At 66.2% G+C, this 13919-nt stretch carries 7 protein-coding genes; 5 read left to right on the plus strand and 2 right to left on the minus strand.

Annotation, left to right across the window (positions count from 1 at the left end; genetic code table 11):
• Positions 1-37 precede the first annotated feature (37 nt).
• The gene (locus ABIA73_RS16585) at positions 38-3382 is read left to right on the plus strand and encodes a GH92 family glycosyl hydrolase (protein WP_354276035.1); all 3345 of its coding nucleotides are present in this window, start codon (positions 38-40) and stop codon (positions 3380-3382) included.
• Positions 3379-4134 (plus strand): basic secretory protein-like protein, encoded by a 756-nt coding sequence (locus ABIA73_RS16590; RefSeq protein WP_354276036.1) that lies wholly within the window; start codon positions 3379-3381, stop codon positions 4132-4134. The genes ABIA73_RS16585 and ABIA73_RS16590 overlap by 4 nt, the downstream gene beginning before the upstream one ends.
• A 491-nt stretch (positions 4135-4625) precedes the next feature.
• On the opposite strand, the gene ABIA73_RS16595 is transcribed toward ABIA73_RS16590, so the two are convergent.
• Together ABIA73_RS16595 and ABIA73_RS16600 are read right to left on the minus strand one after the other, a co-directional pair.
• Positions 4626-6917, minus strand: coding sequence for an NADP-dependent malic enzyme (locus ABIA73_RS16595; protein WP_025874126.1), 2292 nt, complete (start codon positions 6915-6917; stop codon positions 4626-4628).
• A gap of 229 nt (positions 6918-7146) precedes the next feature.
• Positions 7147-8502, minus strand: a complete 1356-nt coding sequence (locus tag ABIA73_RS16600) for a dicarboxylate/amino acid:cation symporter (RefSeq protein WP_025874125.1) — start codon at positions 8500-8502, stop codon at positions 7147-7149.
• Positions 8503-8833: 331 nt separating this feature from the next.
• Between ABIA73_RS16600 and ABIA73_RS16605 the strand changes: the two genes are divergently transcribed.
• From ABIA73_RS16605 to ABIA73_RS16615, 3 genes are all read left to right on the plus strand, one after another.
• Positions 8834-10003, plus strand: coding sequence for an OprO/OprP family phosphate-selective porin (locus ABIA73_RS16605; protein WP_354276037.1), 1170 nt, complete (start codon positions 8834-8836; stop codon positions 10001-10003).
• Between the two features lie 68 nt (positions 10004-10071).
• Complete coding sequence (locus ABIA73_RS16610) at positions 10072-12723, plus strand: hybrid sensor histidine kinase/response regulator (RefSeq protein WP_354276038.1); 2652 nt, start codon at positions 10072-10074, stop codon at positions 12721-12723.
• A 528-nt stretch (positions 12724-13251) separates the two neighbouring features.
• Positions 13252-13914 (plus strand): hypothetical protein, encoded by a 663-nt coding sequence (locus ABIA73_RS16615; RefSeq protein ID WP_144435801.1) that lies wholly within the window; start codon positions 13252-13254, stop codon positions 13912-13914.
• Positions 13915-13919: the final 5 nt, after the last annotated feature.

The raw sequence follows: 13919 nt of genomic DNA on the forward strand, positions 1-13919 counted from the left end.
GGTTCTGCCTGCCGCCTGCCCTACCGGGAGACCCTGCATGACCCTGTACGATCCGCGCCGCGCCCTGCTTCCGCTCGCCCTGGCCCTGGCCTGTGCGACCACTGCGACGCCGGTGCTGGCGCAAGGGCTGCAGACCTCCTTCGAGCCGGGCGAACCGGCACCGGCCAGGTCCGATGGCACCTTGTCCATCGACGTCGGCAGTGGCCCCGGCGCGCCGTACGCGGCCAAGCGCAACGTCGGCTACAGCGGCCTGCATGCGTTGCACTACAGCACCAGTGGCGGCCAGGCACGCCGCGAACTGTTCAAGACCGATCTGCCCATCGACACCGACACCACGCTGTCCTGGCTGGTATTGCCGGAGATCGTCGGCAAGGACACCGTGGCCTCCACCTATGTCTCGCTGGACCTGCTGCTGGACGATGGCAGCCGCGTCTCCGCCAGCGGCGCGCGCGACCAGCACGGCGTAGCGCTGGGCGCACGGGCGCAGGGCGATTCGAAGACGTTGTACCCGCAGCAGTGGGCGCGCAAGGCGGTCAGGCTGGGCGACATGCCGGCGCTGAAGGGCCGCCGCGTGCTGGCCATCGAGCTCGAGGTGGCCAGCGCCAATGGCGCGCCTGTGTCGGGCTGGATCGACGACGTGCGCCTGGACGTGCAGCCACGGCAGGCGCCGCAGCGGGTCTCCGACTGGGTACTGACCACGCGCGGAACCCAGGCCAACGGCACCTTCTCGCGCGGCAACAACTTCCCGGCCACTGCGGTACCGCACGGTTTCAACTTCTGGACGCCGGTGACCGATGCCGGCGCACTGAACTGGCTGTACCGCTGGAACGAGCAGAACGATGCGAAGAACCGGCCGCAGCTGCAGGCGTTGGCGCTGAGCCACCAGCCCAGCCCGTGGATGGGCGACCGCCAGACCTTCCAGGTGATGCCCTCCGCCACGCGCGGTGTGCCCGAAGCGGACCGCAGCAAGCGGGCGTTGTCCTTCGACCGCACGCAGGAAAACGCGCGCCCGTACCGCTACGACGTGCGCTTCGACAACGGCATCGCCGCGTCCATCGCCCCCACCGACCATGCTGCGCTGTTCCGCTTCGAGTTCCCCGAAGGCGGCGACGCCAACCTGCTGTTCGACAACGTCGATGCCCGCGGCGGACTCACCCTCGATGCCGCCACGCAGACGTTGACCGGCTACACCGATACCCGCAGCGGCCTGTCCAACGGCGCCACCCGCATGTACGTGGTGGCCAGCTTCGACAGGCCGTGGCGCAGCAGCGGCCAGATCGGCACCGGCCGCCCGACCGGCTACATCAAGTTCGACCCAGGCAGCGAGCGCCGGGTGACGATGCGCATCGCCACCTCGTTGATCTCCGTCGAGCAGGCGCGGCACAACCTGGCACTGGAAATCGCCGCCGCCGACACGCTGGAAAGCGTGGCCGGACGCGCACAGGATGCGTGGGATGCGCGCCTGGCCCGTTTCGACATCGGCAATGCCAGTGACGACCAGAAGACCACGCTGTACTCCAGCCTGTACCGGCTGTACCTGTACCCCAATTCCGGCCACGAGAATGCGGGCACCGCCGCCGCGCCCGAGTGGCGCTATGCCAGCCAGGCCAGCGCCGCCGATGACAACACCGACGGCAGCGCGACGCGCAGCTTCGCACCGGTGCGCGACGGCAAGGTCTTCGTCAACAACGGCTTCTGGGACACGTTCCGCACCACCTGGCCGGCGTATGCGCTGTTCACCCCGGATGATGCCGGGCAGCTGGTACAGGGTTTCATCGAGCAGTACCGCGCCGGTGGCTGGGTCGCGCGCTGGTCCTCGCCGGGCTACGCGGACCTGATGGTCGGCACCAGCTCGGACGTCGCCTTCGCCGATGCGTGGCTGAAGGGCATCGGTGGCTTCGATCCGGAAGAGGCCTACGCCGCAGCGCTGAAGAACGCCACCGTGGTGCCACCGGACCGCCACGTCGGCCGCAAGGGCATGGATCGTTCGACGTTCCGCGGCTATGCCAGCGCCGACGTGCATGAAGGCATGTCGTGGACGATGGAAGGTGCGCTCAATGATTTCGGCATCGCCAACATGGCCGATGCCCTGGCCAAGCGCGCGACCACACCGTCCGCACGCGAACGCTACGCCACCGAGGCCGACTACTTCCGCCACCGCGCCGGCAGCTACGCGACGTTGTTCGATCCGGCCGCCGGCTTCTTCCAGGGCCGCAGGCCCGATGGCAGCTGGCGCCTGCAGGCCAGGGACTACGACCCGCGCGTGTGGGGCCACGACTACACCGAATCCAATGGCTGGACGTTCGCCTTCACCGCCGCGCACGATGGCGAAGGCCTGGCCGCGCTGTACGGTGGCCGCGACAAGCTGGCCGCCAAGCTCGATACCTTCTTCGCCACCCCGGAAACCGCCGACGCCGCATTCGCCGGCTCCTACGGCGGCACCATCCATGAGATGACCGAAGCGCGCGACGTGCGCATGGGCATGTACGCGCACAGCAACCAGCCGGCACACCACATCCCGTGGATGTACCTGTATGCCGGGCAGCCGTGGAAGACCCAGCAGCATGTGCGCGAGATCCTGTCGCGGCTGTATGTCGGCAGCGAGATCGGCCAGGGCTATCCGGGCGACGAGGACAACGGCGAGACCTCGGCGTGGTACGTACTGGCCTCGCTGGGCCTGTATCCGCTGCGCATGGGTGCGCCGGAGTACGTGATTGGTTCGCCGGCGTTCCAGCATGCGCGCGTCGAGCTGCAGGGCGGCGCGGTGTTGACCGTCAATGCACCGCAGAATTCGCCGGAGAACGTGTACGTGCAGTCGCTGAAGATCAACGGCAAGCCGTGGAGCAAAACCTGGGTGCCGCACGAAGTGATCGCCAAGGGTGCAACCCTGGACTTCGTGATGGGCCCGCAGCCGTCACGCTGGGGCAGCGGCGTGGATGATGTACCGCGCTCGCTGACCGCCCGTGGCCAGCGCCCGCAGTTGCTGCACGATCTGCTCGGCAACGGCGCGCAGGCGGCACTGGCTGATGGCCGCGCCCTGCCCGCGCTGATCGACGACGATGCCAACACCGCCGTGCCGCTGGGCGGCGGCGTGACCATCGCACTGAGCCACGTAGGCGATGGTGTACCGACGATGTACACGCTGACCAGCGGTGACGGCACGATCCGTGGCGGTGAGTGGACGCTGGAAGCGCGTGCCGGCAACGGGCGCTGGGTAACGCTGGACCAGCGACGCGGCGAAGATTTCACCTCGGCGCGGCAGACCCGCCCGTTCCGTATCGCCTCGCCCTCACGCTACGCCGAGTACCGTCTGCGCCTGGCTGCGCCGGGGCGCCTGCAGCTGGCCGAGATCGAACTGTTGGCGCCCTCCCCCCTACAATGACGTCCATGCGCCTACGTTTGCTCCCCCTCGCTCTTGCCGCCCTTGTATTTCCCAGCCTCAGCCACGCACAACCGCAGACCCAGGCCTTCGATGGGCAGGTCAGCCGTGACGGGGTGACCCTGTACTACCAGGATGCCACCGGCGCGCTGGCCGCGCCGGTGCGCAAGCGCATCATCGATACGTTCTACTTTGCTTACCTGCGCGAGCGTGCGGACTTCCGCCCGGCCGCGCCGAACGAAGTGCGCATCGTGATCGATCCGGCGTACAACGGCGTCGCCTTCGTCGGCGACAAGGACAAGGCCAGCACGATCACGATCAATCCGGGCTGGCTGGTCCAGCACCCGGATGACATCGATCTGGTCACCCACGAAGCGATGCACATCGTGCAGGGCTACCCCAGCTATGGCGACAAGCGCGTGCCGGGCTGGCTGGTGGAGGGCATTGGCGACTACGCCCGCGATCGCTACGGCATGAACAACGCCGCTGCCGGCTGGGCGTTGCCGGACAAGCTGAGCCAGGGCCAGACGGTGGAAAGCGGCTACCGGGTGACCGGTGCCTTCCTGAAGTGGGCCGAAGCGGCGCACCCGGGACTGGTGCTGGCACTGGACAAGGATCTGCGCGACGGGCGCTATGCGCCGGCGCTGTGGCAGAAACACACCGGCAAGACCCTGCCGGCGCTGTGGGCGGAGTATGCCAAACCGCGCTCCCCGGCCCCTGCGCCGCCGCCCGCGCGGCGCGCGAAGCGGCGGTAAGCTCGACGTTGCCGGGGCGATGCCCCGGCCTTCAACGCGACTGCACGAAACCGGCGTACAGCGCGAACAGCTGCTGGAAATACCGCTTGCTCACTCGACTGCGCATGACACTGCTCCGCCCATGGAAAGTTGGTCGGGCCCAGGGTGGGAAGGCCGGTCCGGTCCCTTCCCACGGCCAGGCCGCGTGGGCGTATTGGGCCGCAGCGAGGTTGCAGGGCGATTACCGGGCGGCTGCAGTTCTCCGGTAGCGCCGCGCCATGCCCGGCGGAACACGGGAAGCGCCGCGCTGTGCGGTTGCCGGCCAGCGGCCGGCACTACCGTTTCCGCGCTGCTTCTCCGGTAGCGCCGGGCCATGCCCGGCGGAATACGGGAAGCACCGCGCTTCGCGCTCGCCGGGCATGGCCCGGCGCTACCCGATCCGGTTTCCGCTGGGCGGAAACAGAAACGCGCCCCGTGGGGCGCGTTTCTGCAGATCGCAGCGGAACGAAGGCTTATGCCTTCTTTTCCGCTTCGATCTGCTTGCGGATCTGCGCATCAACCGCGGCGATCGCGGTCATGTTCAGGATCCGGCGCGAGGTCGCGCTGGTGGTCAGGATGTGCACCGGCTTGTTGACGCCCATCAGGATCGGACCGATCGCCACGCCATCGGTGAACACGCGCACCAGGTTGTAGGCGATGTTGGCCGCTTCCAGGTTCGGCAGCACGAACAGGTTGGCACGGCCCTGCAGGGTCGAGCCCGGCAGCAGCTTCTGGCGCAGGGCTTCATCCCATGCGGTGTCGCCCTGCATTTCGCCGTCCACGTTCAGACGCGGGTTGCGCTTGAGCAGCAGCTCGCGCACCTGGCGCATCTTCAGCGCATCCTTCGAATCGTGGCTGCCGAAGTTGGAGTGCGACAGCAGTGCCACCTTCGGTTCGACGCCGAACAACTTCATGCGGTAAGCGGCCTGCAGGGTCGCTTCGCACAGCTGCTCTGCGGTCGGGTCTTCCTGCACGTGGGTATCGACGAAGAAGAACACGCCCTGCTGGTTGATCACGCCGGTCATCGCCGAGGTCGAGGTGACCTTCGATTCCAGCGGCAGCACGCTGCGCACGTAACCCAGCTTCTTGTGGAAGCGGCCGACGATGCCGGTCAGCATCGCATCGGCTTCGCCACGGGCCACCATCACCGCAGCGATCAGGGTCGGGCGCGAACGCATCAGGTTCTTGGCGGCGGCCACGGTGACGCCACGACGGCCGGTCAGGCCGTGGTAGTACTGCCAGTATTCGTTGAAGCGCGGGTCGTCATTGATGTTGGTGACTTCAATGTTCTCGCCGATCTTCAGGCGCAGGCCGAGGCGCTCGATGCGCGATTCGATCACTTCCGGGCGGCCGATCAGGATCGGATGTGCCAGGCCGTCGTCGACCACGTTCTGCACCGCCTGCAGCACCACTTCTTCTTCGCCTTCGGCATACACCACGCGCTGCTTGTCGCTGCGCGCGCGATCGTAGACCGGCTTCATCATCAGGCTGGTGCGGTAGACGAACTGCGACAGCTTCTGCCGGTAGGCTTCCATGTCGGCGATCGGACGGGCGGCCACGCCCGAATCCATCGCGGCCTGGGCCACGGCGGCCGACAGCTCCACCAGCAGGCGACGGTCGAACGGACGTGGGATCAGGTATTCGCGGCCGAAGCTGGGGGTCTCACCGCCATAGGCAGAGCCCATGTCGGTGGCGGCGCGGCGGGCCAGCGCGGCGATCGCGCGCACGCAGGCGATCTTCATTTCCTCGTTGATCGCGGTCGCACCGACGTCCAGCGCACCGCGGAACAGGTACGGGAAGCACAGCACGTTGTTGACCTGGTTCGGGTAGTCCGAACGGCCGGTACCGATGATTGCGTCCGGACGCGCGGCGCGCACCAGTTCCGGCATGATTTCCGGGGTCGGGTTGGCCAGGGCGAAGATCACCGGGTCCGGCGCCATCGTCTTGACCATCTCGGCGGTCAGGATGCCTGGCGCCGACAGGCCCAGGAAGATGTCCGCGCCATCGACGATCTCGGCCAGGGTGCGCTTGTCGGTATCGCGCGCATAGCGCAGCTTTTCCGGGTCCAGGTCGGTACGGCCGGTGTGGATCACGCCTTCGCGGTCGAAGGCCAGGATGTTCTCCGGCTTCAGGCCCAGCTGCACCAGCATGTTCACGCAGGAAATGCCGGCCGCGCCCATGCCCGTGGTCGCCAGCTTCACTTCTTCGATCTTCTTGCCGGTGATCGCCATGGCGTTGAGCACCGCAGCACCGACGATGATCGCCGTGCCGTGCTGGTCGTCATGGAACACCGGGATCTTCATGCGCTCGCGCAGCTTGCGCTCGACGATGAAGCACTCCGGTGCCTTGATGTCTTCCAGGTTGATGCCGCCGAAAGTCGGCTCCAGCGAGGCGATGATGTCGACCAGCTTGTCCGGGTCGTTCTCGTCCACTTCGATGTCGAACACATCGATGCCGGCGAACTTCTGGAACAGCACGCCCTTGCCTTCCATCACCGGCTTGCCGGCCAGCGCGCCGATGTTGCCCAGGCCCAGCACCGCGGTGCCGTTGGAGATCACCGCCACCAGGTTGCCGCGGGCGGTCAGCTCGCTGGCCTGCTGCGGATCGGCCTTGATCGCTTCACAGGCGTACGCCACGCCCGGCGAATACGCCAGCGACAGGTCGCGCTGGGTCAGCATGGGCTTGGTAGCGGAAACCTTGATCTTGCCGGGCGGAGACATCCGGTGGTAATCGAGGGCGGCCTGTTTGAAATCTTCGTTGGACATCGATGTGGGTTACATGAATGGGCAGAAGGGACAGGGGATCATACCCCCGTTGGAGCGGTCGGACCTGTCGCTATGCTGTCGCAGTGATGCTGCGACCGCACAATTCCATGGCGTATGCGACGTTACCAGAGCACAGCTTCGGCGCTGGCGATGACAGCCGTGGGACGCCTTGAAACGCTGCGGGGCCGTGCCACTGTCGTGACCGGCCCCGCAGTACCACACACCCGGATCAGCCCTTGGCGGGCAGCGCCTCGGTCATCGCCAGCGGCACGGCATCGACCGGCGGCGGCAGTTCGCTTTCGCGACCATCCAGCGCCAGCTTCAGGCGGTCGCGGTCCAGCGCACCTTCCCAGCGCGAGACCACCACCGTGGCCACCGCGTTGCCGATGAAGTTGGTCAGCGAGCGGCACTCGCTCATGAAGCGGTCCACGCCCAGGATCAGCGCCATGCCGGCCACCGGCACTTCCGGCACCACCGCCAGGGTGGCGGCCAGGGTGATGAAGCCGGCACCGGTGACGCCGGCAGCGCCCTTGGAGCTGAGCATCGCCACCAGCAGCAGCGCGATCTGGTGGCCCAGGGTCAGCTCGGTGTTGGTGGCCTGGGCGATGAACAGCGCGGCCAGGGTCATGTAGATGTTGGTGCCGTCCAGGTTGAACGAGTAACCGGTGGGGACCACCAGGCCGACCACCGACTTGCTGCAGCCGGCACGTTCCATCTTCTCCATCAGCGACGGCAGCGCCGACTCCGACGACGAGGTGCCCAGCACCAGCAGCAGCTCGGCCTTCAGGTAACGGGCCAGCTTGAACACCGAGAAGCCACACAGGCGGCAGACCACGCCCAGGATCACCGCAACGAACAGGAACGCGGTGAGGTAGAACGAGCCGACCAGCCAGGCCAGGTTGACCAGCGAGCCGACGCCGTACTTGCCGATGGTGAAGGCGATGGCACCGAAGGCACCGATCGGCGCGGCCTTCATCAGGATGTGCACCAGCTTGAACACCGGCGCGACCAGCGCTTCCAGGAAGTTCTGGATCGGCTTGCCCTTCTCGCCCACCGAGGCCAGCGCGATGCCGAACAGCACCGCCACGAACAGCACCTGCAGGATGTTGCCGTCAACGAAGGCGCTGATCAGCGTCTTCGGGATGATGTCCATCAGGAAGCCGACCAGGGTCAGGTCGTGCGACTTCTCGACATAGCTGTGCACCGCGGTCTGGTCCAGCTCGGCCGGGTTGATGTTCATGCCGGCGCCGGGCTGCACCACGTGCGCCACGATCATGCCGACGATCAGCGCCAGCGTGGAGAAGAACAGGAAATACGCCATCGCCTTGGCGAACACCCGGCCCACCGTGCGCAGGTGGGTCATGCCGGCGATGCCGGTGACGATGGTCAGGAAGATCACCGGGGCGATGATCATCTTCACCAGGTTGATGAAGGCATCGCCGAGCGGCTTCATCTTCTCGCCGATCAGCGGCTCGTAGTGGCCGAGGACAGCACCCAGGACGATCGCCACGATCACCTGGAAATACAGTTGGCGGTAGAGCGGCAACGGCTTGCTGGGCACCGGCGCAGCGGTCGGGATGTGCATGGCGGACTCCGGAAGGGGCGTTTTCAGGCACGTACGGCCCCGGAAATGCACGGGAACCGTTACCGTGGAAACTGACCGCACGCCCCGTGACTGCAGGCGCAGGGGTGCGACCAATGGACGCCTTTGTACGCGCCGGGCACGCCAGCGCAGATAACCTATTGGTACTAGCCCCCCGGTTCAGGTGGCTGCGCTGCCTACACTGGCGCCGCACCCCTGATCGCGGGGACGCCGGTGGCCCGACCTGAACGGCCGGGCGCGTCATTGCGAAAGTTCCGGCCATCGCGGCCGTTGTTGTCCTGTCCACACGCAATCCGAGAGAGCCGCACCACCCATGCGCCCGATTCCCACCTTGCTGGCCCTTTCCCTGGCCGCCCTCCCCGCCTTCGCATCCGCTGCGGATTTCGACAACTGGCCGACCAAGTACGCCTTCGGCGACGGCACCGAGCTGGCCGCTACCGCCAACATCGCCTACGACTACAACGACTTCTCGTCCGCCAGCGGCATCGAGGATGACGATGCGGTGCGTCGCAAGGAGTTCGGCGCGACCCTGAAAAAGAAGGGCGTGTACGACGCGATGGTCTACTACGATTTCCAGGCCGATACCTGGCTGGACGTGTTCGTGCGCTTCGAGAGCAAGGCGTTCGTCGGCCGCGATGTCGGCCGCTTCCGCTTCGGCTACATGAAGACCCCGGTCGGCCTGGATGCCAACACCTCCTCGCGCGCCGGCAGCTTCCTGGAAACCGCGCTGCCCGTGCAGGCGTTCTACGCAGGCCGCCGCACCGGCGTGGAATGGGTGCTGGAGCGTCCGCAGTACCTGCTGCAGGCCGGCGCCTATGGCGGCAAGGACCTGCAGGGCGACAACCCCGGCACCACCCAGGCGGTGCGTGCGGTGTGGACGCCGGTGAAGGCACCGGGCGATGTGATCCACCTCGGCCTGGCCTATTCGCAGGAAAATCCGCGCGGTTACCACGATGGCCGCGACGTGCACCACGAAGCCAGCGCGCGCCTGCGGGCCCGTCCGGAAGCCGGCCTGACCGATATCCGTCTGGTCGATTCGGGGGCGCTGGTCACCGCCGACCAGATCCGCCGCACCGGCCTGGAAGGCATCTGGATCCGCGGTCCGTTCTCGCTGCAGGCCGAAGCGCTGCAGGCCACCGTCACCCGCAATGATGGCAAGCCTGACTACACCGGCCACGGCCAGTACGCGATGGCCAGCTGGGTGCTGACCGGCGAATCACGCCCGTACAACGCCGGCGCCGTTGCCAACATCAAGCCGGCGCACGACTACGGTGCGGTGGAACTGGTGGCCCGCTACAGCCGCCTGGACCTGGACGACGGCAGCATCCTCGGTGGCCGCCAGCACGACCTGACCCTGGGCGCGAACTGGTACCTGACCAGCCACTTCAAGTTCCAGGCCAACTACGTGAAGGTCGACGCCAGCCGTCGCGGTGTGCGCAGCACCCCGGAGATCTTCGAACTTCGCGCGCAGATGCACTTCTGATCCCTTCCACGCGTCAGATCCCGGCGGGCGTGCATGCCACGCCCGCCGGCCCTGCGTAGACTGCCGCCATGTACTGGCTCAGCCGACACCGCCTGCAGTTGCTGACCGTTCTGGTGATGGTGGCCGGCACCGTGCTGTGCGCGGCCGCCGCAGGCCACTATGCCTGGCGTCGCGCGCTGGGCACCGAAAGCGCGCAGGTGCAGCGCCAGCTGCAGCTCTATGGCCAGGGCCTGCAACAGCGCATCGACCGGTTCGGCACCCTGCCGCAGGTGATGGCGCTGGACCCGGACCTGCTGCATGCACTGCAGGTGCCGCCTTCCCCCGCCGAGCGGCAGCGCCTGAACCTCAAACTGCAGCGCGCCAACCAGGTTACCCGCACCTCGACACTGACCCTGGTCGGCCGCGATGGCGTGGCCGTGGCCGCCAGCAACTGGGACCAGCCGACCAGCAACGTCGGCGAGGATTACAGCTACCGTCCGTACTACCAGCAGGCGCTGGCCCATGGTCGTGGTCGCTTCTACGGCATCGGCATGACCACCGGCGTGCCCGGCTACTTCATGTCCGAGGCCATCCTCGATGCCGACAGCCAGCGCATCGGCGTGATCGTGATCAAGATCGAGCTGTCGGCACTGGAACAGGAATGGTTGAACAGCCCGGACGTGGTGCTGACCAGCGACAACCACGATGTGGTGTTCCTGGCCAACCGCGATGCGTGGCGCTACCGCCTGCTGCGTCCGCTCGGCACGGAGGAACGCCGCGAGATGCGCGCGGCGCGGCAGTACGCCGACCGCTCGCTGCAGCCGCTGCGCGTGCGCACCGAGGACGTGCTGGCCGATGGCGGCCGCATGGTGCGCCTGCTCGACCCGGCGCTGCCGCAGGCGATGCTGTGGCAGACCCTGGCGCTGCCCGACGAAGACTGGAGCCTGCACCTGCTGCACGACGCCAGCGCGGCCACCAGCGCCGGCCGCGGCGCGGCAGTGGCCGGCGCCGCCGCTTGGCTGGCGCTGGGTTTCCTGGTGCTGTTCGTGCAGCAACGGCGTCGCCTGTCCAAGCACCGCCAGCGCAGCCGGCGTGAACTGGAAACCCTGCTCAAGCAGCATGCACAGGAACTGCGGACCGCCCAGGACGGCTTGCTGGAAGCCGCGACCGATGCCGACGTTGGCTTGAGCCGCAGCCTCGAACATCTGCCGCAGGGCGTGGTGGTGATCGACAAGGAACAGCGTCTGGTCGCGTGGAATTCGCGCTATCTGGAATTGTTCCGCTTCCCGGCGGGGCTGGTGCGGGTGGGCCGCCCGATCGAGGAACTGTTCCGCTTCAACGCACGTCGCGGCCTGTTGGGGCCCGGCCCGATCGACGAGGCCATCGAACGCCGCCTGACCCACCTGCGCAGTGGCCGCCCACACATGCGCGAGAGCGAGAAGGACGACGGCACGGTGCTGGAGATCCGCGGCAACCCGTTGCCCGATGGTGGCTTCGTCACCAGCTATGCCGATATCACCAGCTACAAGAATGCTGCACGCGAGCTGCGTTCGCTGGCCGATGCGCTGGAACACCGCGTGGCCGAACGCACCCAGGATCTGGACGAAGCCCGCCGCGAAGCCGAGCAGGCCAACCGTTACAAGACCCGCTTCGTCGCCTCGGCCGTGCACGACCTGCTGCAGCCGCTGAACGCCGCGCGCATGTTCGTGTCGGTGCTGCGCGGCAAGCTCACCGACCCCGAACAGCAACAGACCAGCGACCATATCGACGCTGCACTGGCCGCGCAGGACGCGATCCTCAACAGCCTGCTGGATATTTCACGGCTGGAGTCGGGGTCGTTGCAGGTACGGGTGCGCGCATTCGCGCTGTCTCCCTTGCTGGAAACCCTGGCGCGCGAGTTCGGCATCGCCGCACAGAGCCGCGGCCTGCAGCTGGACTGGGTGGACACCCGTGCGGTGATCGTCAGCGACGAAGCACTGCTGCGGCGCATCCTGCAGAATTTCCTGTCCAATGCGCTGCGCTATACGCCACGTGGCCGCGTGCTGATCGGCTGCCGGCGTGCAGGCGACCAGCTGCGCATCGAGGTGCATGACCAGGGACCAGGTATTCCGGAAAGCCTGCAGGGCGAGATCTTCGAAGAGTTCCGGCGCCTCAACGACGGCGTGGAGCAGGAACGGGGCGCCGGCCTGGGCCTGGCCATCGTCGAACGCATCGGTCGACTGCTCGGACACCGCATCAGCCTGCGTTCCGCGCTGGGCAAGGGCAGCGTATTCGCGGTGAGCGTGGCACTCGGGCGCGCCGACGAGGTGATTGCACCGCCGGCGGCGCCGGTCATCGCAACCGAACCGTCCGATGACAGCCCGCTGCGCGAATGTCGGGTCTGGAGCATCGATGATGACCCCCACGTCTGTGCGGCAACCCGTGCCCTGCTGGAACGCTGGGGCTGCCATGTGGAACTTGCCGATGGCCCCCAGGGGGCACTGGAAATCGCCAGTGCGCTGAACGTGCCGCAGCTGTTGCTGCTGGACGTACGCATGGGGCAATGGCACGGACCGGACCTGTATGAAGCGCTGTGCACGCTGTGGAAGGCGCGGCCACCGGTGATCCTGGTGACCGCTGAGCGCGATGATGCGCTGAAAGTGCATGCTGCCGAGAACGGTTGGGGCTTCCTGCTCAAGCCCGTGCGGCCGCCGGCGCTGCGGGCGTTGATGACGCAGCTGCTGTTGCGGCATCGGCGATAGACGACTCCTCCACGAAGGACATCGCCGTGCCACTGTCCGAGTGGCGTTGCTCCCTGCTGACTCCGCACCGAATCTCCTCGCCTCTTCGCGCTATATCCGCAGAGTGAGAAAGAGCGAGATGCGCAGCATAGACCCATAAGGCGTGGACAAATTCCGAGCAAAGACAAGCAGTCCCCTGACAGACCTACGCTGCTGAAGTACGGAATATCTAGTTCCCCGGCAGATCGGCCGACCACAACGTAGGTAAATAATGGACAAGTGTTCTCTTGGTAGCGTTGTTCTTGCAGCTGGCTTGGCACTGGCAACCGGCGATGCAAGTGCAGAAAGTGAAACAACCTTCAATGGCGTGAGGTACCGCTGCACAAACAGCTGTGTCGTCAATGTTGACACTTCCGGAGCTTGGAAAGTCACCGATTGCTGTGGCGGACGCGTAAGAACAGTGTTCCAGACAACCCGACCGCCGGACTGCAATGGGCCGTTTGATTGTCCCATTGATTGACAGCCACAGCCCGCGACCGAGGATCCACCGTGAGTTCCAATCACATACCCAGTTCGATCATACAAATCTCACGCCTGATCACTGCAACACTGCTATGCATGTGCTGCGGAGGATGTACCGATGACAGAGCGTCAGGTGCCAGCACCATTTTTGATAAGACCGAGGCAGACGCACAAATCAATCAAGCGAGATCGAGCGATCTCAGCACACAGCCCTTGGCTACGCGATCAAAAACAGACAACTCGGCGGCGACCATCCATCGCGCAGTCTCATCACTCGAACATCTTCAGTCAGAATCCGCACTCATCTTCGACGGCGGAATCTCAAGCCAGATTGCCGGAGACCTCCTGCGCTCCGGCAGAAACACGTCAGACGCGATCGACCGCATGACCCAGGACGCTGCTTCCAGCACCGAGGCACAGGATCTCGCAAAGCACTACCGATCCTCAATAACACGCGCAATGAGTGAGGACGCCGTACTGGAGCGTCTGTCATGCGGCCTTAGCATCTGCATCGGCATCGCTCGAGCCAGAAGCAATGCCGACCATGAAGCCTGGGGGCGTAGGCTTGCATCAGACACGTCCTCCCCGACCTACAGCTACGCCGAAGCATCTGAGAATCTCGGCGCAGGATATGAGAACAGATTCATATTCTCCACCGATCCAGCGATGAATTCGATCAGCGGCAATTAATCCTT

The sequence above is a fragment of the Stenotrophomonas sp. 2694 genome (assembly GCF_040548715.1).
Lineage (GTDB): Bacteria > Pseudomonadota > Gammaproteobacteria > Xanthomonadales > Xanthomonadaceae > Stenotrophomonas > Stenotrophomonas indicatrix.